Raw genomic sequence first — 22,405 nt, 5'->3', positions numbered from 1 at the left:
TCCTCCCCCTCTCGACGAGCCTGCCCGCCATGCCGAACGATCCCGCATCCGCCGACCTGCTCGCCCTGTCCCGTCCGCCCGCCGTCCGCCTCGGCCCCTGGGGGTCGGCGGTCCTGCCGCTGCTCGGGGGGCTGGAGCGGGGGCGGCTGACGCTGGTCGACCCGTTCGGCGCCGTGCGGGTGTTCGACGGCCGCCGGCCGGGGCCGCAGGCGACGGTGCGCATCGCCGACGCCGCCGCGCTGCACCGCTTGGTGACCGGCGGGTCGGTGGGCTTCGCCGAGGCCTACATGGACGGCCTGTGGGACAGCCCCGGCCTGACGGCGCTCATCGAGCTGGCCGCCGTCAACACCGACCTCGACGACCGGCTGGAGGGGCGCTGGACGACGCGCGCCATGAACCGCGTCCTGCACCTTCTGCGCGGCAACACCAAGCGCGGCAGCCGGCGCAACATCGCCTACCACTACGACCTCGGCAACGGCTTCTACCGCCGCTGGCTCGACCCGACCATGACCTATTCCGCCGCCGTCTTCGAGACACCGGACCAGGACCTGACGGCCGCCCAGGTGGCCAAGTACGAGCGCCTCGCCGCCCTGCTGCACGTCGGCCCGGGCAACCGGGTGCTGGAGATCGGCTGCGGCTGGGGCGGCTTCGCCCGCCACCTCGCCACCACTCGCGGCTGCCATGTCACCGGCATCACGCTGTCGACCGAGCAGCTCACCTGGGCGCAGGAGATGGCGCAGCGCGAGGGCCTGGCCGACCGCCTGGAGTTCCGCCTGCAGGACTACCGCGACGTGCCCGAGACCTACGACGCCGTCGCCTCCATCGAGATGTTCGAGGCGGTCGGCGAGGAGCACTGGCCGGTCTACTTCCGCACCCTGCACGACCGCCTGAAGCCGGGCGGCCACGGCGCGCTGCAGGTCATCACCATCGCCGAGGACCGCTTCGACCGCTACCGCCGCGGCGCCGACTTCATCCAGCGCTACATCTTCCCCGGCGGCATGCTGCCGAGCCCGAGCCGCATGCGCCAGGGCCTCGCCGACGCCGGCCTGTCGCTCACCCACGAGGCCGAATACGGCAGCCACTACGCCGAGACCCTGCGCCGCTGGCAGCAGGACTTCCAGCGCGAATGGCCGGCGATCCGGGCGAGCGAGGGCTTCGACGAGCGGTTCCACCGCATGTGGACCTACTACCTGGCCTATTGCGAAGCGGGGTTCCGCGCCGGCACCATCGACGTCGTCCACTTCGGCCTGACCCGGCCGTGACCGCCGGCCTCGGCTGGCGGCGCCTGCTGGCCTACGGCGGGCCGGGCTTCGCGCTCGCCATGCCGACCATTCCGGTCTTCGTCTTCCTGCCGAGCTTCTACGCCGAGGATCTGGGGCTCGGCCTCGCCGCCGTCGGCACCGCCATGCTGGCGGCGCGGGCGGTGGACGTGGTGTCCGATCCGCTGGCCGGCTGGTTGTGCGACGGCCACCCCACCCGCTTCGGCCGCCGCAAGCCGTGGATCGCCGGCGGCGCCCTGCTCGCCGCCATCGGCCTGCTGGCGCTGTTCATGCCGCCGGCGGGCGTCGGGCTCGGCTGGTTGATCGGCTTCACCATCCTGCTGTACGTCGGCTGGACCTTCGTCGCCGTGCCCTATACCGCCTGGGGCGCCGAGCTGACCCGCGACTACGACGACCGCGCCCGCCTGACCGCCAGCCGCGAGGGCCTGATGCTCGCCGGCATCCTGGCCGCCGGCGCGGTGCCCGCCATCGCCGCCGCCGTGGGGTGGAGCGAAGCGGCCGGGCTCGCCGCCGTGGCGTGGCTCGCCGTGCTTGTGGGGGCGCCCGCCGTCGCCGTGCTGCTGCTGCGGGTGCCGGAAGGCCGCGTCGATGCGGGCACGCGGGTGCGGTTGACGCGGGAGTCCCTGCGCGCCGCCCGCCGCAACGGCCCCTTCGTGCGGCTGGTGGCGGCGTGGTTCGTCAACGGCGCCGCCAACGGCCTGCCGGCGGTGCTGTTCCCGCTCTACCTGGAGCACGCCCTGCGCGCCGACCAGACGGAGCGCGGCCTGCTCATCTTCCTCTATTTCCTCGCCGGCATCCTCGCCATGCCGCTGTGGCTCGCCCTCGCCCGCCGTATCGGCAAGCACCGCGCCTGGGTCGCCGCCATGGCGCTGGCCTGCGCCGCCTTCGTGTGGGTGCCGCTGATCCCGCCCGGCGCCATCGCCGCCTTCGCCGTCGTCTGCCTGCTGACCGGCGCCACGCTCGGCGCCGACCTCGCCCTGCCGCCGGCCATGCAGGCCGACGTGGTCGACCTCGACACCCTGCGCACCGGGCAGCAGCGTGCCGGCCTGTTCTTCGCCCTGTGGAGCATGGCGACCAAGCTGGCGCTCGGCATCGCGGCGGCGGCCGCCTTCTGGGCGCTGGACCTGGCCGGGTTCTCGCCCACCACCGACACGGAAGAAGTCGCGGGCCTTCTCGCGCTGACGATGATCTATGCGGTGGTACCCGTCGTACTGAAAGGTGTGGCGATGACGCTAGTCTGGCCTTTCCCGCTGGACGCCCGTCGCCAGGCCGTCATCCGCGCCCGGCTGGAAAAACGGGGCCGGATCGGCGGCTGAGGGGACGAACGTCCGACAGGAGGTGACACATGCGCAAGAGCGCGGCGGCCGCCGTGGTCGCTCTGGCTCTCGTATCGACGGGATGCACCAGCATGAAGATCGACGATTTCCAAGGCACGCAACCCGAACTGACGCTCGAGGACTACTTCGAGGGCCGCACCACGGCCTGGGGCCTGTTCGAGGACCGCTTCGGCGACGTGCGCCGCCAGTTCGTGGTCGACATCGACGGCGACTGGAACCCGCAGACCGGCGTCCTCGTGCTGACCGAGGACTTCCGCTACAGCGACGGCGAGACCGACCAGCGCGTCTGGACCATCCGCAAGACCGGCCCCGACACCTACGAGGGCACGGCGCCGGACGTGGTGGGCACGGCGCAGGGCACGCTGGCCGGCAACGCCTTCCACTGGACCTACACCATGAACCTGAAGGTCGGCGACGGCACCTGGCGCGTCGGCTTCGACGACTGGATGTTCCTCCAGCCGGGCGGCGTGCTGCTCAACCGCGCCACCGTCACCAAGTGGGGCATCGAGATCGGCTCGGTCTCGATCGCCTTCCGCAAGGACGACGCGGCGAACAGCGCCGCCGTCACAGCACCGCGATCCGCCGCCGAATAGCGCGCAGGACGATGCCGATCAGCGGCAGGCGCTCGTAGAGGGTGGAGGCGGCGTCCCAGTAATCGACATGCGCCGTCACCAGCCCCTGCGTGTCCAGTTCCACCTCCGACATGCCGTCGACGCTCCACGGCCGGCCGCGCAGGGCGCGGACCCGGCCGCTCAGCGTCCAGCGCAGCAGAGCGGTACCCCCGCCGCCGGCGAGGCAGGCGTGATGCACGACGAAGCGCAGGTCGGCGACGTCGTGGAACATGCGCTCGAACACCGCGAGCATGGCGCCACGGCCCGTCACCTCGTGGAACGGGTCCTTGAAGCGCACGTCGGGCGCGGTCACCCGGCGCAGCTCGGGAAGAGTTTCGGGTGTCAACTGTTGCAGCAGGGCGACGTAGGCCTCGAGACCCGCCGCCCGGATGTCGTCCGGCGTCGTTCGCATGCTCGCCCCCGCTCGCGTGGTCACGGGCGCACCATGCGACGAGTCAGCGCGAAATACAAGCCTGCAGGCAGTAATGATACCGCTTTCATCAGTAACGCCATGCGGCGCGGGAATACGATCTCGAACTTGCCTACCTCAATACCGTCGGCCATGCGGCGGGCGGCATCTTCCGGCTCCATCAGGAAGGGCATGGGGAAGTCGTTGCGATCCGTGAGCGGCGTACGGACGAACCCCGGATTTACTATGGATATCCTTACGCCGTAGCGGTCGAGATCCGGCTTCAGCGCCTCGCACATGTTGTTCACGGCGGCCTTGGTGGCACCGTAGGCGGCGGCTGAGGGCAGACCGCGGTAGCCGCTGACCGACCCGGTCACCACCACATGGCCGCCACGGCGCGCGATGAAGCGCGGCACAACAGCGGCGAGGCCGTGCACCACGCCCATAAAGTTCACCTCCACCAGCGTGCGGAAGGGCTCGACGGTCAGGGCATCGGCGCGCACGGGGATGTGGCTGCCGGCGTTGAAGACCGCGAGGTCGATGGGGCCGAGGTCGCGCTCCACCGTCTCGGCCACCGCCGCAACCGCGGTCGCGTCGGTGACGTCGAGCGGATAGGGGCGGATGCGCTCGTCTTCGCGGGCGAGGCTGTCGAGATCCTCGGCAGAGCGGGCGGACGCGGCGACGGTGACGCCGCGGCGCGCCAGTTCCAGCGCGAGGTAGCGGCCGATGCCCTTGCCGGCACCGGTGATCCAGGCGACGCGGAAGCGGGAGGCGGAGCGGCTCATGACTGACCGTCGCGGGCGAGCTGTCCGCCACCGCCGTCCAGCCCGCAGACGCGGCAGACGTAGGTGATGGTGGAGCCGTCGCGGGCCGGGAAGCGCAAGCCCACCCAGCGGCCGGCGTCGTCGTACCAGACGTCGGCGGTCAGTTCGCCGCGGTAGGTCCACAGCGTCGCCTCCACCGGACCCTGGCGGGTCTGCACGACCTCGCGCCCGGCATCGGTCATGGTGACGGCGTTGAGGCCGCCGGTGATGGTGTTGAGCACCTGGCCGGTGCCGCGCGCGGCGGCGTTCCAGTGGTTGGTGGGAAACACCGCCCCCGGCAGTTCCAGGCGCCCCTGCGGGCCATCGACCAGCAGGGTGTCGCCGGCGCGGGTGGCGATCACCTGGGCGCGGTCGCCGTCGTCGTCGGTGGTGGCGGTCAGGCCGGTCAGGCGGCCGTCCCGCCACACGTCGCGCGAGGCATAGGTGAAGCGATAGACGGGGATGCCGAGCAGCGTGACCGTCATCTCGCTACGCGCCTCCGCCACCAGGGCATCGCCCTCGGTCGTGAAGGTGACGTCGTGGCGGCCGATGACGGCGCCGTCACGCACCACGTCGAACTGCATGCGCGGCCCGTAAAGGGCCAGGGGATCAGGGTTTTCCGCCGCCGCGGCGGCCCCAGGAGGCAGCGCGGCGGAGAGGAGGAGAAGGCTCGCGGCGAGGGTTCGCACGGCCGGCATGACTCGGCTCCCGGTCTGTCTGGATACCCTTTGGTACGACGCCCTCCCCCACCCGGATCACTGTCCGAAAACGAATTAAAGCGCACTAAAACTGGTCATTCAGCGTTCATTTAACGAAAAACGTCGGAAAGGGCTTGAACGGCCTGTCGGGCCTGACCAATCTTCAGCCCGACAGGATGTTCACACCCATCGCCACAGGAGTCGGATCATGACCTCGCGCACCATCGACGGCCCGCTGCCGCCGCTTCGGCTGCCCGATCCGCGCGACGACGGGACGGGCGGACTGCGCGGCTATCTGGCCGCCGTGCACGGCCAGCCGGTGCTGGAAGAAGACGAAGAACGCCGCCTCGCCGAGGCCTGGACCCGCGACGGCGACCTCGACGCCGCCCACCGCCTGGTGGCGGCGCACCTGCGGCTGGTGCCCAAGGTGGCGCGCCAGTTCCGCGGCCACGGCATGCCCATCGCCGACCTCATCAGCGAAGGCAACATCGGCCTGCTGCAGTCGCTGCGGCGCTACGACCCCGACAAGGGTTTCCGCTTCGCCACCTATGCCCGCTGGTGGATCCGCGCCGCCATCCTGAACCACCTGCTGCAGGACTGGTCGCTGGTGAAGATCGGCACCGGGACCGGCAACAAGCGCCTGTTCTTCAACCTCGCCAAGGTGACGCGCCAGATGGGCCTGCAGCCCGACCGCCTGTCCGACCAGGACATCCGGGCGCTGGCCGACCGGCTGGAGGTGCAGCCCGCCGACATCGTGCGCATGACGCAGCGCCTGGCCGGCGGCGACCTGTCGCTCGACTACCAGACCACCGACGCCGAGGACGGCCGCATGGGCTCGCTGCTCGACAGCCTGGCCGACGACCGCCCGACCCCTGAGGCAGCCCTTGCCGAGCGGCAGGAAAGCGTGTGGCGCCGCGACCGGGTGCGCGAGGCCCTCGACGTGCTCGACGAGCGCGAGCGCACCATCCTGGCCCGCCGCTACCTGACCAAGCGGCCGCACACCCTGCAGGCGCTCGCCGGTCTCTACGGCGTGACGGCGGAACGCATCCGCCAGATCGAGACCAAGGCGATCCGCAAGCTGCGCGAGGCCGTCCATCGGGGCGGTACCGCCGCCGCCGCCGTGCGCGCCCGCCGCGCCGGCCGTGCGCTGCCGGTGCCGGCCGCGGGCTAAGCGTCTGACAAATAACCGCCCTGCAGCCTCCTGCGTTGATTTCGCGCCGCCGCCGCCCATACTGGGAGCCGCCCCGCAGGCAGCGGGGCGCGAGCGTCAACCGGGAGGCCCCGCATGCATTTCGCGCCGGACATCGATCAGCCGCGGCTGAAAACCCTGTTCCGCTACTGGGTGGAGAAGCGCGGCGGTGTCGTCATGCCCTCCCCCGGCAGCATCGACCTCGCCGAGCTGCCCGTCGAGGTGCGCCGCCACTGCGTCCTCTATCGCGTCGAGAAGGACCAGCCCGACACGCCGAGGGGCCTGCGCTTCCGCGTCCTCGCCGCCGGTGACGAAGTGATCGACCGCTACGGCCCCGCCATCGAGGGCCGGACGGTGGACGAGATCCTGCACGGCCACCACGCCGACGTGGTGATCCGCACCCTGGAAAGCGTGGTGCGCGACCGGGTGGTGCACTTCTATCGCACCGTCGTCGCCCTGGCCGGCGGCGGCGCCGTGCTGCACACCAAGCTGCTGCTGCCGCTCGGCATCGGCGACACCGAGGTCATGGCCGTGCTCGGCGGCCTGTGCCGCGGCGAGCCGCCGGCGGAAGGCACACTCGAAAACAACTACCACAGCCGCTTCGCCGCGCTGGACGTCATCGAGGACCGGCCCGAGGACTTCCGCTGACGCCGGCCTGAAACGCACCGCGGGGGACGGTTTCCCGTCCCCCGCGGTGTGGCGCTGCGTCAGCCGGCTCAGGCGGTCACCAGGTCCTGCTTGCGCTTCTCGACCACCTGGTCGGCGGTCTTGCCCTGCACTTCCTGCAGGCGCTCGAAGCGCCACGAGAAGGTGCCCACGCCCATGGTCACCGAGCGCAGCTCGACGATCAGGTCGTGCATCTCCCCCTGCGGCACGCAGGCGGTCACGGTGTCCCACGTCTCCCACCCCTGCCGGCGGTCGAAGCCGAGGATCTGGCCACGGCGGCTGGACAGGGCCCGCTGGGCCTTGGACGTATACTCGGTCGGCACGCTGACCTCGACCATGAGCATGGGCTCGAGCAGCAGCGGGTCGCACTGCGGCATGCCTTCGCGCATGGCCAGCTGGGCGGCGGTCTTGAAGGCCATTTCCGAGCTGTCGACCGTGTGATAGCTGCCGTCGAACAGCTCCACCGCCACGTCCACCACGGGGAAGCCGAGCGGTCCGCGCACCAGATACTCGCGCACGCCCTGCTCGACGGCCGGAATGTACTGGCGCGGCACCACGCCGCCGGTGATGTGGTCGGAGAACACGAAGCCCTCGCCGCGCGGCAGCGGCTTGATGCGCACGTGCACGTCGCCGAACTGGCCGTGGCCGCCGGTCTGGCGCTTGTGACGGCCCTGCACCTGAGTGCCCTTGCGGATGGTCTCGCGGTAGGGCACCTGCGGCTGCGCCGTCTCCACCTCCACGTGGTAGACGCGGGCGAGCTTGGCCATGGCCACCTGCAGGTGGGTGTCGCCCTGGCCCCACAGCAGCAGTTCGCCCGTGTCGGCGGACTGTTCGACCGCGAGGCTCGGGTCTTCCTCGCACAGCTTCTGCAGGGCACCCGACAGCTTCACGTCGTCGCCCTGCTTGGACGGGCGCAGCGCCAGCGCGAACAGCGGCGGCAGCGGCGCGAGCCATTCGCTCTCCGCCGGCGGCTTGCTGCCGACGAGCATGCCGGTGGCGGCATCCTCCAGGCGGCCGAGGGCGACCACCTCGCCGGCGACGGCCTGATCGGTCTTGCGGGTCTCGGCGCCGAACAGGGTGAAGACGCCGGTGACCTTGTTGGACTTGCCGGCCGGCGTCTCGACCGTCGAGCCGTCCTTGATCGCGCCGTTCCATACGCGGACGTAGGACAGCTTGCCGGCGTGCGGCGCGTGCACGGTCTTGAACACCTGGGCGAGCGGCGCGTCGCCGGCGGCGTCCAGGTCGATGCCCATGCGCAGGGCGGCGGCCTGATGGCCCGGCACTTCGTGGCGCAGCGCCTTCAGCAGGCGGCGCACGCCTTCGGACTTGTCGGCCGAGCCGAAGAACACCGGCACGATCTTGTCGTCCTCCAGATCCTTGGCGAGGTCGGCATAGACCTCCTCCTTGGGCGGGACGACCTCTTCCAGCAGTTCCTCCATGAGGTGATCGTCGAAGTCGGCCAGGGTCTCCAGCATCTCCTGCCGCGCCGAGGTCTCCACGTCCTTGGCGGCGTCGGGGATCTTGATGAGGTCGGAGGGCTCGCCCGGCTTGTAGCGGTAGGCGCGTTCGGAGACGAGGTCGACGTAGCCGACGATGTCGTCGCCTTCCTTGATGGGCACCTCGCGCAGCACCAGCGGCCGTTCCGAATGCACCTGCAGGGCTTCCAGGGCGGCGCGGACGTCGACGTTGTGGTGGTCGACCTTGTTGATGAACACGATGTGCGGAATCTGGCGGTCGTCCAGCGCCTTCAGGATGGGCGCGACCATGACCGCGCGCTCCGGCTCGGGGTCGCACACCACCACGGCGACGTCGGCCACCAGGGCGGGCGCCAGGGCATCGTGCAGGAATTCGGTGGAGCCGGGGCAGTCGAGGAAGGTCCAGGGTTCGTCGAGCCAGGAACAGGAGGCGACGGTGACTTCCACCCCCATCTGCTTGTCGCGGGCCTCGGGCGAGGCGTCGCCGACGGAACTCTTCTCGGTGACGGAACCGCGGCGGTGCGTGGCGCCTGCCGCATGGAGGATGCTCTCGAGGAGCGTGGTCTTGCCGCCCATGTAAGGCCCGACGAGGGCCGCCACGCGGGGCGAAGATGCCTTGCCGACCATGGATCGTCTCCTTGTTTCCGTGGATTTCGACCATGGTCCACCCGCATGCGGGGGCTCTGCAACTCAAATCGGTTTCGGTCCTTTTCGGTATTCGTCTCGCTGCCATGCAGCATCGGCATTGCTGCGGCGCCCATTGACGCGGAAGTCGAACAGGGCTTTTACTTGCGGCGATCTTCGGTGGAGGAACGCGATATATGGGCGCGATCACCCGCCTGTGGCGGGGCGACGGGGTGGAGGTGGTGCGCGTGCGGGCGCCGGGCGGCCGGCTCGCCTACGACCGCCATTTCCACGACGACTGGGTGATCGGCGTCAACCTGACGGGCCGCGAGCACCTGTGGCTCGACCACCGCGACCACGACGTCGCCGCCGGCAGCATCACCGCCTACGAGCCCGGCGCCGTCCAGGCCGGCCGCTTCGAGGGGCCGGAGGCCGACTTCGTGTCGCTCTACGTCTCGCAGGAGGCCTGGCGGCGGCTGGCGGAAGACGCCGCGGGTGACGGCGACACCCGGCTCGCCCGGCCGGTGATCGACGATCCGCCCGTGGCCGGCGGGCTGGTGGCGCTGGCGCGCGACCCGTCGGCGGAAGCCGCCCTCGTCGTGCTCGGCACGCTGGTACGCCATCACGGTACCCGCCTGCCGCCGGCGCTGGCCGCCGCACCCGACCGCCTGGCTCGGGCCGCCGAATTCCTGCGGGCGACCCTCGACCGGCCGGTGGACCTGGCGGAACTGGCGGCGGTGACGGGCCTGAGCCGCTACCACCTCGCCCGCAGTTTCCATGCCCGCTACGGCCTGCCGCCGCGCCTGTGGCACCAGCAGCTGCGGGTGGACGCGGCACGCCGGCAGATCGACTCCGGCCGTCCCCTCGCCGAGGTGGCGCTCGACCTGGGCTTCGCCGACCAGAGCCACCTGACCACCGCCTTCCGCCGCGTCATGGGCACCACGCCGGGCCGCTGGCGGAACGCATAGAACCGGGGCGCGACCGCGCCCCCGCGCCGGTCAGGCGCGGGAGCCTGCGTGGCGCCTGAACGCAGCTCTGGGGCGACCGCGACAGAGCGCAAACGACTCTAATCCTCCTCCCGGTTCCGCTCGAAGTGGCGGTCGAGCGGGAAGGCCGGCAGCCACGACTCGCGCCGGACGGTCCACAGCTCGTAGGTCGGCGTGAACTGGTCGGGGGCGTCGAGGGCGCCCAGGTGGACCTCCACCTCGTCGCCGCTGCGCGCGAAGACCGACGAGCCGCAGCGCGGGCAGAAGTGCCGCCCGGCGTAGGAGGCCGTCTCCCCCTCCACCGTCACCGCGGCCTCGGGATAGACGGCGGCGGCGAAGAACAGGGCGCCGTGGTGCTTGCGGCAGTCGAGACAGTGGCACAGGCCGACCCGGTCCGGCCGGCCCGTGCCCACGAAACGCACGGCGCCGCACAGGCAGCCGCCGGTGACCTGGTCCATGGGGTGTCTCCTCGGCAGGACTCGGTCCGCCCGTCAGTCCTTTCCCGGCGCGGTGAAATCGACGGCGATGCGGGTCTCGCGCAAGGGGCGGACGCGGCGGATGCTCTCCTGGTAGAGCGGGTGGGCCTTGTAGGCGGCGAGTGCGGCCTCGTCGTCGAACTCGCCGTAGACCACCACGTCGATCTCGTCGGACAGGGCGTCGTGCTTCTCGTTCAGCACCACTTCCAGCGTGCGGGCGTCGGGGATGCCGCGCAGGATGGACAGGCCTTCGTGGATGGTCTGGACGTCCTTCGGGTCCTTGGCGCTGAACAGGACGATGTGGCGGATCATGGGTCTCTCGTGATTGCGACGGGGCGGGCGCATCCTGCCCGGCGGCGCAATCCGCTTCAAGACGGCGATGCGGCCTTCGGGTGGAATGGCCCCCGTCGACCACCACCGCAGGGACCACGCCCGCCATGCTCAGCCTGTTCGCCGCCGCCTTCTGGCTCGGCCTCGCCTTCAACGCGCCGCCGGGCGCGGTGACCGCCGAAACCCTGCGACGCGGCCTCGCCCGCGGCTTCGGACCGGCCTTCGCCGTGCAGGTGGGCTCGCTGATCGGCGATGCCGCCTGGGCGGTCGTCGGGCTGACCGGCGCCGGCATCCTCATGCAAGTGGGGGCGGTGAAGGCGGTGCTCGGCGCCGCCGGCGTGGCGCTGCTGGCGTGGCTCGGCCTGCAGGCCCTGCGCGACGCATTGCGCGGCGGCCTGCCGGAGGCCGACCCGGACGCCTCGCCGCGCGGTGACTTCCTGGCCGGCGCGGCGCTGTCGCTGACCAATCCCTTCGCCGCCGCCTACTGGATGGCGCTCGGCGGCGTGCTGGTCGCCCTCGGCGTCGAGCGGCCCGAGGCGGCGCACTACGGCGTGTTCTTCGCCGGCTTCATGGCGTCGTCGGTGCTGTGGTGCTTCGTCGCGGCGGGCGTCACCGCCTGGGGGCGCCGGCTGCTGACGCCGGGCCTCTACCGTGCCGTCAACGCCGTCTGCGGCCTCGGCCTCATGACCATGGCGGCGCTGCTCGGGGTGGACGCCTGGGCGTGAGGCCCGCGGTTTTCAATCGTCCAGAACGATCAATAACGGCTTTATTTCCACCTTTCCATGGGGTCTTCCGACCATTACCTTGAATCCAGCGGCGCCCGAGGGTCGAGCCGCGGTGCCCCAAGGATGCTTCGGAGGTTTCCATGCACGCAGAACCCAAGCCGTCGGCCGGCAAGTGCCCGGTCATGCACGGCGGCCACACGGCGGCCGGTACGTCCAACACCCAGTGGTGGCCCAACGCGCTGAACCTGGACATCCTGCACCAGCACGACGGCAAGACCAATCCGCTCGGCCGCGACTTCGACTACCGCAAGGCCCTGAAGACGCTCGACGTGGCGGCGCTGAAGGCCGACCTCACCGCCCTCATGACCGACAGCCAGGAGTGGTGGCCGGCCGACTGGGGCCACTACGGCGGCCTGATGATCCGCATGGCGTGGCATTCCGCCGGCTCCTACCGCATGGCCGACGGCCGCGGCGGCGGCGGCACCGGCAACCAGCGCTTCGCGCCGCTCAACTCCTGGCCCGACAACGCCAACCTGGACAAGGCCCGGCGCCTGCTGTGGCCGATCAAGAAGAAGTACGGCAACGCCGTCAGCTGGGCCGACCTCATCATCCTGGCCGGCACCGTCGCCTACGAGTCCATGGGCCTGAAGACCTTCGGCTTCGCCTTCGGCCGCGAGGACATCTGGCACCCCGAGAAGGATACCTACTGGGGCGCCGAGAAGGAGTGGCTCGGCCCGAGCGGCGGCCGCTACGCCGGGGACGACCGCGCCACGCTGGACAACCCGCTGGCCGCCGTGCAGATGGGCCTCATCTACGTCAACCCGGAAGGCGTCGACGGCAAGCCCGATCCGCTGCGCACCGCCCAGGACATGCGCGTGACCTTCGCCCGCATGGCCATGGACGACGAGGAGACGGTGGCGCTCACCGCCGGCGGCCACACGGTCGGCAAGTGCCACGGCAACGGCGACGCCTCGCTGCTCGGCCCCGAGCCGGAAGCCGCCGACGTCACCGAGCAGGGCTTCGGCTGGATGAACCACACCGCCCGCGGCGTCGGCCGCAACACCGTGACCAGCGGCCTGGAAGGCGCCTGGACGGCCAACCCGACGCGCTGGGACGGCGGCTACTTCCACAACCTGCTGACCTACGACTGGGAACTGAAGAAGAGCCCCGCCGGCGCCTGGCAGTGGGAACCCGTCGCCATCGCCGAGGAAGATCGCCCGGTGGACGTGGAAGACCCGTCCATCCGCCACAACCCCATCATGACCGACGCCGACATGGCGCTGAAGATGGACCCCGCCTACCGCGCGATCTCGGAACGCTTCCACGCCGACCCGGCCTATTTCGCCGAGACCTTCGCCCGCGCCTGGTTCAAGCTGACCCACCGCGACATGGGCCCGAAGGCGCGCTACGTCGGCCCCGACGTGCCGGCCGAGGACCTGATCTGGCAGGACCCGGTGCCGCAGGGGCCTGTTGGGTGGGACGTCGACGCCGTGAAGGCGCAGATCGCCGCCAGCGGCCTGCCGGTCGCCCAACTGGTCGCCACCGCCTGGGACAGCGCCCGCACCTTCCGCGGCTCCGACATGCGCGGCGGCGCCAACGGCGCGCGCATCCGCCTCGCCCCGCAGAAGGACTGGGCGGGCAACGAGCCGGAGCGCCTGCAGAAAGTGCTGGCCGTGCTCACGCCCATCGCGGCTTCGGCCGGCGCCAGCCTCGCCGACGTCATCGTGCTGGCGGGCAACGTGGGCGTCGAGCAGGCGGCGCGGGCGGCGGGCGTGGCCGTGACGGTGCCCTTCGCCCCCGGCCGCGGCGACGCCACGGCGGAGATGACCGATGCCGCCTCGTTCGACGTGCTGGAGCCGCTGCACGACGGCTTCCGCAACTGGCAGAAGGATCATTACGCCGTCTCGCCGGAGGAACTGCTGCTCGACCGCACCCAGCTCATGGGCCTGACGGCGCCCGAGATGACGGTCCTGCTCGGCGGCATGCGGGTGCTCGGCACCAACCACGGCGGCACCCGGCACGGCGTGTTCACCGACCGCCCCGGCGCGCTGACCACCGACTTCTTCGTCACCCTGACGGACATGGCCAACACCTGGGTGCCGACCGGCCGCAACCTCTACGAGGTGCGCGACCGCAAGACCGGCGCCACAAAGTGGACCGCCACCCGCGTCGATCTGGTGTTCGGCTCCAACGCCATCCTGCGCGCCTATGCCGAGCTCTACGCCCAGGACGACAGCGCGGACAAGTTCGTGCACGACTTCGTCGCCGCCTGGACCAAGGTGATGAACGCCGACCGCTTCGACCTGAAGGCCTGATCCGGCCCGGCCGGACACGACGACGCCTCCCCCGCACGACCGGCGGGGGAGGCGTTCGCCGTCTCTGTCTCTCTCTTTGCTCTCGGTTATTCCGTGGCGGCCAGAACCACGCCGCCCCCGGCCCCCGTGGCGAGCCCCGGCTCGTAGCGGTGGCGTTCCGCCTGATAGTAGCGGCGGACCTTCACCACATAGTTCTGCGTCTCCTCGTAGGGTGGCACGCCGCCGTAGCGCAGCACCGCGTTCTCCCCCGCGTTGTAGCCGGCCAGCGCCTTGGTGACGTCGCCCTCGAACAGCGACAGCAGCCAGCGCAGGTACTTGGCGCCGCCGCGGATGTTCTGCTCCGGGTCGAAGGGGTCGGAAACGCCGAAGCGCGCCGCCGTCTCGGGGATCAGCTGCATGAGGCCCTGGGCGTTGGCATGGCTGACCACGTCCGGCCGATAGGCGCTTTCCACCGCCATCACCGCCAGCACCAGGTCGGGGTCGAGGCCGTTCTCCGCCGCCACCGTCTCGACGATGGTGCGATACTCGGCCGGCGGACGCAGCGGCAGGCGGCCCCCGGCCGCCACCGGGGCCGGGCCGACACCCGTGCAGCGCGCGGTGCCGCTCGGCTTGATGCCGCCCAGGTGGCGAATGAGGTTGGGCGCCGTCTTGTGGCCCTTGGCGGCCGCCGCCTGCAGCCAGGCCACGGCGCGGGCGTCACTCTGCGAGACACCGCGGCCGTTCAGGTGCATCCAGGCGATGGCGAACATGGCCTCGGCATGGCCCGACGCCGCCGCCTGGCAATAGGACGCCAGCGCCTTGGCGTAGCTGCGCGGCACCCCTTCGGCATGTTCGTGACGCAGGCCCTGGCGATACAGGGCGTCCCCCGCCGCCGGACCGGCCACGGCCGCCGGCGCGGCGGCGGTGGCGAAGACGGCGACGGCGAGGCTCATCCGAAGGGCGGTCATCCGCATTGCGAGGCAGCTCCCTTGTCCCACGACACGCCGGCCCTTGCAGCAAGCGGCGGGCCAGCGGCGCCCGCCGCAGCCGACGGTGGCCGCGCGGGCGTCGTTGTAAGAAATTCCGACACGCGCGGCGCCTGCCGAACGAAAGGGGTAACCGCCGCGACGGCAGCGGGCGGCGGTGCCCGCGTCGGCGAGGCCGGCGACCTGCCTCCTCCGGCGGATGTCGGCGGAGTTTACGCCGACGCGCTCCTGCGGGTGCTTTCGCCCGGCAGCGGCTTCCTGTATGACTTGAGGTTGATCGGAGATTGGAACGCAACCGGATTCGGCGGCGTGCCGGGGGGCTCCGGTCGGGGGGAGACCGTCGGAATGGATTTGGACAGCAAGACCATCATCGCCATGATGAGTCTGTCGAGCCTGGCGGCGGCAGCCACGCTGGCGCTGGCGTCGCGCATGCATCTGGCGGTGCGCGGCATCGGCCTGTGGGCCTGGGGCTTCGCCCTCGGCGGCATCGGCGTCGGGCTCTACCCCTTGCGCGGCGCGGTGTCGCCGCTGCTGACGGTGCTGGTGGCGAGCACCTGCATCATCGCCGGCTACGGCCTGTTGTGGGCGGGCATGCGCCGCTTCGCCGGGCGCCGCGTCGCCCCGTGGCACCTCGCCCTACCGCCGCTGATCGCGGCCCCCGTGCTCGGCACGCTCTACCTCGCGGACCACGCCGCCGCCGGCCGTTCCGCCTTCATCTCGGCGCTCATCCTGGTGCTGCTGGTGCTGGCGACGGCGGAACTGGTGCGCGGCTGCGGCGGCCGGGCGCTCGGCCGCCGCCTGCTGGCCGGGCTGTTCGGCGCCCATGCGGTGTTCTACGCGGCGCGGCTCATCGCCATCCTGGCCGCCGACAGTGGCGCCGTCGCCGAGCCCGTCGGCGCCTTCGCCACCATCACCTTCGTCGAGGCCTTCGTGTGGGTGGTGTTCTCGGCGCTGGCCATGGTGGTCTCCACCAGCGAGGTGCTGCAGGAGGAACTGAACCGCCAGGCGACCCGCGACCCGCTGACCGAGACCTACAACCGCCGCGCCTTCTACGATCTGGCAGGGCGGGAACTGGCACGGGCGGCGCGCGGCGGCCGGCCGCCCGCCGTCGCCATGCTCGACCTGGACCACTTCAAGAGCCTCAACGACCGCCACGGCCACGACGCCGGCGACCGCGTGCTGCAGGCCTTCGCCGCCACCGCCGCCGCCTGCCTGCGACCGTCCGACGTGCTGGCGCGCTACGGCGGCGAGGAGTTCGTGCTCCTGCTGCCGGACACGCCGCTCGCCGACGCCGTCGCGGTGGCGGATCGCATCCGCCGCGCCCTGGAGGCACAGCCCTTCGACGGCGCCGGCGGCCCGCTGCACGCCACCGTCAGCATCGGCGTCGCCACGGTGGCCGCCGGCACCACGGACCTGGAAGCGACCCTGAAGGCCGCCGACCGCGCCCTCTACCGCGCCAAGGCCGCCGGCCGCAACCGGGTGGAGGCGGCACCGCCACCCCTGCCCGATGCGCCGCCGTCGTCCGCGGCGCTGGACGCGACCACCGCCAGGCCCGCCGGCACCGCGGCCTGAAACGGCGCGCTACAGCCCGAGCATGGCCTCGATCTCGTCTTCCGAGATCACGCCGCTCATGTCCACCGACGCCGCCGCATCGGCCGACCGGCGTGCCTTGGCGACCAGATAGGGGTCGTGCTTGCGGCGGCGATCCGGCCCGACGAAGCCGGTGGCGTCGATGAAGGCGCGCGGCCGTTCCAGCACCGCGCAGATGCGCGAATAGATGAGCTGCGCCGAGAAGGGCTTGGCGAGGTATTCGTTCACGCCGGCGTCGCGGGCGGTGGTGACGTGCCACTGCTGCGTATGGGCGGTGACGAAGATGACCGGCGTCATGCGCTGGACAGTCGCGCGGTCGCGCCGCAGGCCGCGGACGAACTCGGTCCCCTTGCCGTCGGGAAGTTCCCACTCGCAGAAGATGATGTCGGGCGACCTCGTCTTCATCAGGTCGGCCGCCGCCTTGGCGCTGTCGACCGCGGCGATCTGGGTCGCGCTGAAGGCGCGCAGCACCTTCACCAGGGTGTCCCGCATGGCGGCGTCGCCGTCGATGCAGAGGAACTGGAGCGCGCTGAGGTTGAAGTTGGGAAGAACGCGGGCCATGACCGCTTAAGCCTCGGGTTTGCCGATCATCTTGACCACGACGTCGTGGAGGCGGCCGACGAGCATGCGGCCCTCCTCGGTCGTGCCGGTGATGCGGCTTTTGAGAATGAGGGACATGGTGTCGATGTGGACCTTGATGGCCTCGATGATGCGCGGGTCGCCCAGGTCGCGCGCCCGCCCCATGAGGTAGAGGTGATGCGCCACAGCCGTCATGGACGGATAGCCGAAGGTGCCGCCCTGCCCCTTGATCTCGTAGACGCGGCCGAGGAAGGCCGCCTCCAGGTCCGATCCCTTGGGACACCCTTCCGCCGCCATGCGGGCCACCAGCGCCTGCAGGGCGCGCAGGTCGTCGCGGGCGCGGTCGGGATAGACGGCGGCCTCCTGGTCGATGGCTTTCTGGGCCTGCTCCAGGCGCTCGGAGGTCACCGCGCCGGGGCCGCCGATGGTGACCTTCCGCGCCACGTCGGGCGGCGGCAGGATGCGGATGCTCTTCAGCTCCCGCGCCATGCCGGCGCGCACGGCGGCGACGGCGGCGGTCTCGTTGGGCGCCTCGGCCTCGTACATGGTCAGGCGCGCCGTCAGGCGCTTGCCTTCGGCCGAGCGGCAGGCGGCGTCGACGAGGCTCGACCAGCGGGTGTCGGCCTGGGCCGCCTCCCGGTCGCCGGCCGCCGACGAGAACCCGTCGTCACGTTGCACGCAGATGACGAACACGGATCAGAACTCCTGCCAGTCGTCGTCGGCGTCGTAGTCGTCCACCGCCAGGGCCGGAGCGGCGGTCGCGGCCTTGGCCGGACGCAGCGGCGGCACGGACGGCCGCCGGACTTTTGCGACCGGCGGCGGAGCGGGCACCGGCCGCAGCGGCACGGCGGCCCGCGGCGCCGGACGCGCCGGCGCGTCGTCCCAATCGTCGTCGAAGTCGTCGTAGCCGGCGGCCTCCGGCTGCGCCATGGCCGGCGCAGCCTTGGTCCCGCCACCACGCAGGAACACGGCGAGGCGCTGGTTGAGGTCGCGGGTCTGCTCGCGCAGGGACTGGGCGGCGGCCGTCGTCTGCTCGACCAGGGCGGCGTTCTGCTGCGTCATCTCGTCCATGTTGGAGACGGCGGTGTTGACCTCCTCCAGGCCCGTGGACTGCTCGGCGCTGGCGGCGGAAATCTCGGCGACGATGTCGGCGACGCGCTTCACCGAGGTGACGATCTCCGTCAGCGTGCCGCCGGCGGTATTGACCAGCGCCACGCCCTGGCGCACCTGCCGGGCGCTGCTCTCGATCAGCCCCTTGATGTCGCGCGAGGCTTCGCTCGACCGCTGCGCCAGGGCGCGCACTTCCGACGCGACCACGGCGAAGCCCTTGCCCACCTCGCCGGCCCGTGCCGCCTCCACCGAGGCGTTGAGGGCGAGCAGGTTGGTCTGGAAGGCGATCTCGTCGATGAGGCTGACGATTTCCGAGATGCGGTCGGAACTGTCCTTGATCTGCGACATGGCCGACACGGCGTCGGCGACGGTGCCGCCGCCGCGCTCGGCCGCCTCGCGCGCCACCACCGACAGCTGGTTGGCCTGGCGGGCGTTGTCGGCGTTCTGACGGACCGTCGCCGTCAGCTGCTCCATGGCGGCGGCGGTCTCTTCCAGGTTGGAGGCCTGCTGCTCGGTGCGGCTGGCGAGGTCTTCGGTGCCGGTGGCGATCTCGGCCGTCGCCGTACGCACCACCTCGGCCGAGGCGGCGATGGCGTCGATGGTGGACTGCAGGCTGGCGGCGGCCGTGTTGAAGTCGGTCTTCAGGCGTTCGAAGGCGCCCTGGTAGGTGCCGGTCATGCGGCGGTCGAGGGCGCCCTCGGCCATGGCTTCCAGGCAATCGCCGACCTCGCGCACGCCGGCGTCGACCAGATCGAGCACCTGGTTCATGCCCTCGGCGAGGTGCAGGTGGAAGCCCTTCTTGTCGCCCAGGTCCATGCGCTGGCCGAACTCGCCGCGGGCGGCGGCGGCGACGAGGGTCTGGATCTCGGCCTCGATGGCCTGGTCCTGGCGGGCGTCGGACGCCATGGTCTCGATGGCGCCGTTGATGATGCGGGCGCTGTCGAGGAAGGTGCCGGTCAGCCCCGTCTCGACGATGCGGCGGTAGTAGCGGCGCTGGCTCAGCACGGCCATGGAGGCATGGGCCTCGCGCTGGAAGGCTTCCACCCGGTCGAGCACGTCGTTGACGCGGTCGAACAGCGGCACCAGATCGGCCGTCGGCTTCATGACGTCGAGGCGCAGGTTGGTGTCGCCGGCGGCGACGGCGCCCATGGTGGCGGCGGCGGCGCTCATGTCGCGGCTCGCCCCGGCCAACCCGTTGGCCACCACCACCAGCAGGACGACGGCGATCAGCGCCGGCGGCACCGCGACCAGCGCCATGGGCGCACCGCCCGTCGCGACGGCGGCGGCGACCGGCGCGGCCACCACCGCGGCCGCGGCGATCAGGAGAAGGCGCCGTGCCCTAGAGAGAGAAAACGAATTCATTGTAATCGACGCCCTTCTCTTTCAGGAGGTGCTGCAACGCCCCGAAGCTGTCCTTCAGTCCCTGCTTGCGGTCGGCGGCGCGCCGTTCGATGGTCAGCAGCCGGTCGTAGAGCGGGATGATCTTGCTCTCGACGATGCGCCGGTCGGGCACCCGGCGGCTCGAGTGGTAGCCGTCGATCTGCCCGTCGGTGCCGAAGTTGGGCGTGACGTGCGCGAAGGCCCAGTAATAGGCGCCCGACTTGGCGCGGTTCTTCACGTAGGCGAAGACCTCGGTGCCGGCGGCGATCTCGTCCCACAGCAGCTTGAAGACGCAGCGCGGCATGTCGTCGTGCCGCAGGATGCTGTGCGGCTGCCCGATCAACTCGCCGCGGTCGTAGCCGGACACGCGGACGAAAACCGAATTGCCGTAGGTGATGCGGCCGGTGCGGTCGGTCTTGCTGACGATGATCTCGTCGGGGTCGAACCGGATTTCCTCGTCCGCCGCTGCAGCGGTGCGTACCATGACTCAATTCCCCCTCACGGGCCGCTCGGGCCCCATCTCGGCCGCCGACCGGCGTCAGCCGTTCGCTTGGGCGGCGCGATCCGTCGCCTCGCCCGACCCTGCATGGACACCCGTCACCACCTCGCGGCTGAACAGCCGGGCGGGGGCGATGAGCGCCACCATCTCCTCGCCGACGGTCACGAGGCCGCTCAGGAAGGCGGACTCATGCCCCGGGTCGGCATCGGGCACCGGGCGGATGCCGTCGCGCGGCACCGTCAGGATGTCCGACACGGCATCGACCAGAATGCCGAGGGTGCGCCCCTCCACCGACACCACGACCACCACGTGGGTGCGCGTCGTCTCGGTGCGGCCCTGGCCGAAGCGGTCGCGCAGGTCGAACACCGGCACGATCAGGCCGCGCAGGTTGATGACGCCGCGCACGAAGCTCGGGGTGTTGGGCAGCGGCGTCGCCTCGGTCCACACCTTGATCTCGCGCACCATCATGATGTCGATGGCGTAGGTCTGCTCGCCCAGCCGGAACGACACCAGCTGCAGGATGCCGGCCCCCTCGGCGCCGGACCGGTCGCCGGCCACGCCCCGCATGTCGCCCATGCCGTTCCCCATCGTCGGTCCCATCAGTCGAACAACTCCACGTCGCCGGCGGCCGTCGCCTGCACCACCCGCACCTGCCGCCGCCGCTCGCGCGCGGCGATGTCGCGCGCCGTATCGGGCGTCAGTTCGCGCAGGCGCACCCGGCCGGAGCGCGGCACGTACTGGATGCGCCGCGGCAGTGTCCCGCGCAGGTGGCGGGCGGCGATGGCGAGGCGTTCCGCCTCCAGGTAGGCTTCCACGAAATCCGCGTTGCGGTGGCCGACGCCGCCCAGCCCCGCCACCACGTTGCCGCCGCCGAACACCTTGATTTCCAGGCGTTCGCGCCGGCCGCCGCGGGCCAGGATGTCGTTGATGAGGCGTTCCATGGCATAGGCGCCGTAGCGCATGCGCACCGAGACGCTGTCGTCGGCCCCGCCGCCGTCGGGCAGCAGGAAGTGGTTCATGCCGCCGCAGCCGAGCAGCGGGTCGCGGATGCAGGCGCTGATGCACGACCCGAGGACGGTGGTCAGCACCTCGTCCTTGCGCCTGGTGACGTAGTGGTCGCCCTGCAGCACCTGCACCACGGTCATGCCGAGCCCGGCGTCGAAGTAGCGGCGCCGGCCGTCGTCGCGGATGCCGTCGTCATCGGTCGTGGCGAGCAGGGCCGCGGCGCTCATGGCGAGGCCTCCCCGCCCGCGACGGCGAGGCCGCGCGCACCCAGCGTGCGGGCACCGTCGAGCCGCAGGCCGGTCAGGCGGGCGCCGGTGAAGTCCGCCGGGCGCGAGCGGGCAGCCGCATCGTCGGGGGTCGAGAGGTCGGCGTCGCGCAGGTCGGCGTCGGTCAGGTCGGCACCGGCGAAGCTGCAGCCGCGCAGGTCGGCCCGGCGCAGGTCGGCCTCGTGCAGATCGGCGCCGGTGAAGTCGCACAGCAGGAAGCGGCCGCCGGCCAGTTCCGCGCCGCTCAGGTCGGCGTCGCGCAGCAGGGCGCCGCTCAGGTCGCAACCGGCGAGGGACAGGCCGCTCAGGTCCGCCCCCCGCAGATCGGCGGGACGGCCGTCGGGGGCGCCGGCGAGCCAGCGGGCGTGCCCGTCGAGTACCGCCGGCAGGTCGAGCGGCGCGGCGTCCGTCTCCGCCGCCTCCGGGTCGAGCGCAGCCCCGTCCAGTCGCACGTCGGCGAGGTCGCAGCCGGCGAAATCGGCCCCCACGGCGACGGCGTCGCTCAAGTCGGCGCCCGAGAGCACGGCGCCGTGGAACACCGCCTCGCCCAGCATGGCGCCGCGCAGGGACGCTCCGGCCAGCGACGCGCCGGAGAAGTCGGCGCCAAGGGCGTCGGCTTCGGCGAGGTCGGCGCGGTCGAGGCGGGCGCCGGACAGGTTCTGCCGCAGGATCTCGGTATGCCCGTCGGCGCACAGGCGCAGGCCGCGGCGCAGGTTGCCGCGCGTCAGACGGGCGCCGGTCAGGTCGGCGCGGGCGAGCGAGGCGCCGCGCAGGTCCGCCTCCGTCAGGTCGGCCCCGGCGAGGTCCGCGTCCGTCAGATCGGCGCCGAACAGCGTCGCCCCCCGGAGATCGGCGTCTCCGAGGCGGGCGCCGGCAAGCCGGCAGCGCGACAGGTCGGCGTCCCGGAAGATCGCCGATCGCAAGTCCGCACGGTCCAAGGCCGCCCCGCTGAGGTCGTCACCGGTGAAGTCGGCGCGCTTGCCGGCGCCGCTGCCGATGAGCCACAAACGATGCGCGTAGACCTTTTCAAGAAGGCCGTTCTGAGTCATTCCCACTGGAACGGCAAATCACTTGCCGTTCCCCTGTA

Annotated in this window: 23 protein-coding genes; 9 read left to right on the top strand and 14 right to left on the bottom strand. The window is 71.6% G+C overall.

Annotation, left to right across the window (positions count from 1 at the left end):
* The first annotated feature begins 29 nt into the window (after positions 1-29).
* The 3 genes from CRP50_RS02510 to CRP50_RS02500 are packed head-to-tail and all read left to right on the top strand — an operon-like array spanning position 30 to position 3,210.
* Positions 30-1,262, top strand: a complete 1,233-nt coding sequence (locus tag CRP50_RS02510) for an SAM-dependent methyltransferase (RefSeq protein WP_097277391.1) — start codon at positions 30-32, stop codon at positions 1,260-1,262.
* On the top strand, positions 1,259-2,596 hold the full coding sequence (locus tag CRP50_RS02505; RefSeq protein ID WP_245913336.1) for an MFS transporter: 1,338 nt from the start codon (positions 1,259-1,261) through the stop codon (positions 2,594-2,596). The genes CRP50_RS02510 and CRP50_RS02505 overlap by 4 nt, the downstream gene beginning before the upstream one ends.
* 29 nt (positions 2,597-2,625) lie before the next feature.
* Positions 2,626-3,210 carry a DUF3833 domain-containing protein gene (locus tag CRP50_RS02500; protein WP_097277390.1) on the top strand — a complete coding sequence of 195 codons (585 nt, stop codon included), beginning with the start codon at positions 2,626-2,628 and terminating at the stop codon, positions 3,208-3,210.
* Here the strand turns inward: CRP50_RS02500 and CRP50_RS02495 are convergent.
* The 3 genes from CRP50_RS02495 to CRP50_RS02485 are packed head-to-tail and all read right to left on the bottom strand — an operon-like array spanning position 3,182 to position 5,138.
* Positions 3,182-3,640: a nuclear transport factor 2 family protein gene (locus CRP50_RS02495; RefSeq protein WP_097277389.1), complete on the bottom strand. Its 459-nt coding sequence runs from the start codon at positions 3,638-3,640 to the stop codon at positions 3,182-3,184. The genes CRP50_RS02500 and CRP50_RS02495 overlap by 29 nt on opposite strands.
* A 20-nt stretch (positions 3,641-3,660) precedes the next feature.
* Entirely contained in the window at positions 3,661-4,422 is a 762-nt protein-coding gene (locus tag CRP50_RS02490; protein ID WP_097277388.1) for an SDR family NAD(P)-dependent oxidoreductase, read from the bottom strand.
* The gene (locus CRP50_RS02485; RefSeq protein ID WP_141415055.1) at positions 4,419-5,138 is read right to left on the bottom strand and encodes a DUF6134 family protein; all 720 of its coding nucleotides are present in this window, start codon (positions 5,136-5,138) and stop codon (positions 4,419-4,421) included. Before CRP50_RS02485 ends, CRP50_RS02490 begins: the two co-directional genes overlap by 4 nt.
* A gap of 208 nt (positions 5,139-5,346) precedes the next feature.
* On the opposite strand from CRP50_RS02485, the gene CRP50_RS02480 reads away from it, so the two are divergent.
* Positions 5,347-6,309 (top strand): RNA polymerase factor sigma-32, encoded by a 963-nt coding sequence (locus CRP50_RS02480; protein WP_097277386.1) that lies wholly within the window; start codon positions 5,347-5,349, stop codon positions 6,307-6,309.
* Positions 6,310-6,423: 114 nt separating this feature from the next.
* Entirely contained in the window at positions 6,424-6,975 is a 552-nt protein-coding gene (locus CRP50_RS02475; protein WP_097277385.1) for a PAS domain-containing protein, read from the top strand.
* 68 nt (positions 6,976-7,043) lie between these two features.
* Here the strand turns inward: CRP50_RS02475 and CRP50_RS02470 are convergent, their stop codons facing one another.
* Positions 7,044-9,095 carry an elongation factor G gene (locus tag CRP50_RS02470; protein WP_097277384.1) on the bottom strand — a complete coding sequence of 684 codons (2,052 nt, stop codon included), beginning with the start codon at positions 9,093-9,095 and terminating at the stop codon, positions 7,044-7,046.
* A 194-nt stretch (positions 9,096-9,289) separates the two neighbouring features.
* Here CRP50_RS02470 and CRP50_RS02465 point away from each other — a divergent pair, with 194 nt between their 5' ends.
* Positions 9,290-10,060 (top strand): AraC family transcriptional regulator, encoded by a 771-nt coding sequence (locus CRP50_RS02465; protein WP_097277383.1) that lies wholly within the window; start codon positions 9,290-9,292, stop codon positions 10,058-10,060.
* 98 nt (positions 10,061-10,158) lie between these two features.
* Here the strand turns inward: CRP50_RS02465 and CRP50_RS02460 are convergent, their stop codons facing one another.
* Complete coding sequence (locus tag CRP50_RS02460) at positions 10,159-10,536, bottom strand: GFA family protein (RefSeq protein WP_097277382.1); 378 nt, start codon at positions 10,534-10,536, stop codon at positions 10,159-10,161.
* A 33-nt stretch (positions 10,537-10,569) separates the two neighbouring features.
* A complete protein-coding gene (locus tag CRP50_RS02455; protein ID WP_097277381.1) occupies positions 10,570-10,866 on the bottom strand; it encodes a Dabb family protein in 297 nt (98 codons plus the stop codon).
* A gap of 125 nt (positions 10,867-10,991) precedes the next feature.
* Between CRP50_RS02455 and CRP50_RS02450 the strand changes: the two genes are divergently transcribed.
* Together CRP50_RS02450 and katG are read left to right on the top strand one after the other, a co-directional pair.
* Complete coding sequence (locus tag CRP50_RS02450; protein WP_097277380.1) at positions 10,992-11,609, top strand: LysE family transporter; 618 nt, start codon at positions 10,992-10,994, stop codon at positions 11,607-11,609.
* Between the two features lie 140 nt (positions 11,610-11,749).
* On the top strand, positions 11,750-13,924 hold the full coding sequence (gene katG, locus CRP50_RS02445; RefSeq protein ID WP_097277379.1) for a catalase/peroxidase HPI: 2,175 nt from the start codon (positions 11,750-11,752) through the stop codon (positions 13,922-13,924).
* Positions 13,925-14,010: 86 nt separating this feature from the next.
* On the opposite strand, the gene CRP50_RS25745 is transcribed toward katG, so the two are convergent.
* Positions 14,011-14,877, bottom strand: a complete 867-nt coding sequence (locus CRP50_RS25745; protein WP_101613944.1) for a transglycosylase SLT domain-containing protein — start codon at positions 14,875-14,877, stop codon at positions 14,011-14,013.
* A 357-nt stretch (positions 14,878-15,234) separates the two neighbouring features.
* Between CRP50_RS25745 and CRP50_RS24780 the strand changes: the two genes are divergently transcribed.
* Complete coding sequence (locus CRP50_RS24780) at positions 15,235-16,461, top strand: GGDEF domain-containing protein (protein WP_101613942.1); 1,227 nt, start codon at positions 15,235-15,237, stop codon at positions 16,459-16,461.
* Between the two features lie 9 nt (positions 16,462-16,470).
* On the opposite strand, the gene CRP50_RS02430 is transcribed toward CRP50_RS24780, so the two are convergent.
* From CRP50_RS02430 to CRP50_RS02400, 7 genes are read right to left on the bottom strand one after another with little or no spacing between them, the layout of a single operon-like run.
* Positions 16,471-17,040, bottom strand: coding sequence for a response regulator transcription factor (locus tag CRP50_RS02430; RefSeq protein ID WP_097277377.1), 570 nt, complete (start codon positions 17,038-17,040; stop codon positions 16,471-16,473).
* A 6-nt stretch (positions 17,041-17,046) separates the two neighbouring features.
* Positions 17,047-17,751, bottom strand: coding sequence for a hypothetical protein (locus tag CRP50_RS02425; RefSeq protein ID WP_097277376.1), 705 nt, complete (start codon positions 17,749-17,751; stop codon positions 17,047-17,049).
* A gap of 3 nt (positions 17,752-17,754) precedes the next feature.
* Positions 17,755-19,530: a methyl-accepting chemotaxis protein gene (locus CRP50_RS26295; protein ID WP_097277375.1), complete on the bottom strand. Its 1,776-nt coding sequence runs from the start codon at positions 19,528-19,530 to the stop codon at positions 17,755-17,757.
* Positions 19,508-20,032 carry a PAS domain-containing protein gene (locus CRP50_RS02415; protein ID WP_097277374.1) on the bottom strand — a complete coding sequence of 175 codons (525 nt, stop codon included), beginning with the start codon at positions 20,030-20,032 and terminating at the stop codon, positions 19,508-19,510. The genes CRP50_RS26295 and CRP50_RS02415 overlap by 23 nt, the downstream gene beginning before the upstream one ends.
* Positions 20,033-20,086: 54 nt before the next feature.
* Positions 20,087-20,647 (bottom strand): chemotaxis protein CheW, encoded by a 561-nt coding sequence (locus CRP50_RS02410; RefSeq protein ID WP_217991970.1) that lies wholly within the window; start codon positions 20,645-20,647, stop codon positions 20,087-20,089.
* Entirely contained in the window at positions 20,647-21,279 is a 633-nt protein-coding gene (locus tag CRP50_RS02405; RefSeq protein WP_097277372.1) for a chemotaxis protein CheD, read from the bottom strand. The genes CRP50_RS02410 and CRP50_RS02405 overlap by 1 nt, the downstream gene beginning before the upstream one ends.
* Positions 21,276-22,367, bottom strand: coding sequence for a pentapeptide repeat-containing protein (locus CRP50_RS02400; RefSeq protein ID WP_097277371.1), 1,092 nt, complete (start codon positions 22,365-22,367; stop codon positions 21,276-21,278). Before CRP50_RS02400 ends, CRP50_RS02405 begins: the two co-directional genes overlap by 4 nt.
* Positions 22,368-22,405 lie beyond the last annotated feature (38 nt).

This window comes from Caenispirillum bisanense (assembly GCF_900230255.1).
Classification (GTDB): domain Bacteria; phylum Pseudomonadota; class Alphaproteobacteria; order Rhodospirillales; family Rhodospirillaceae; genus Caenispirillum; species Caenispirillum bisanense_A.
This window is presented reverse-complemented; position numbering and strand designations above follow the sequence as displayed.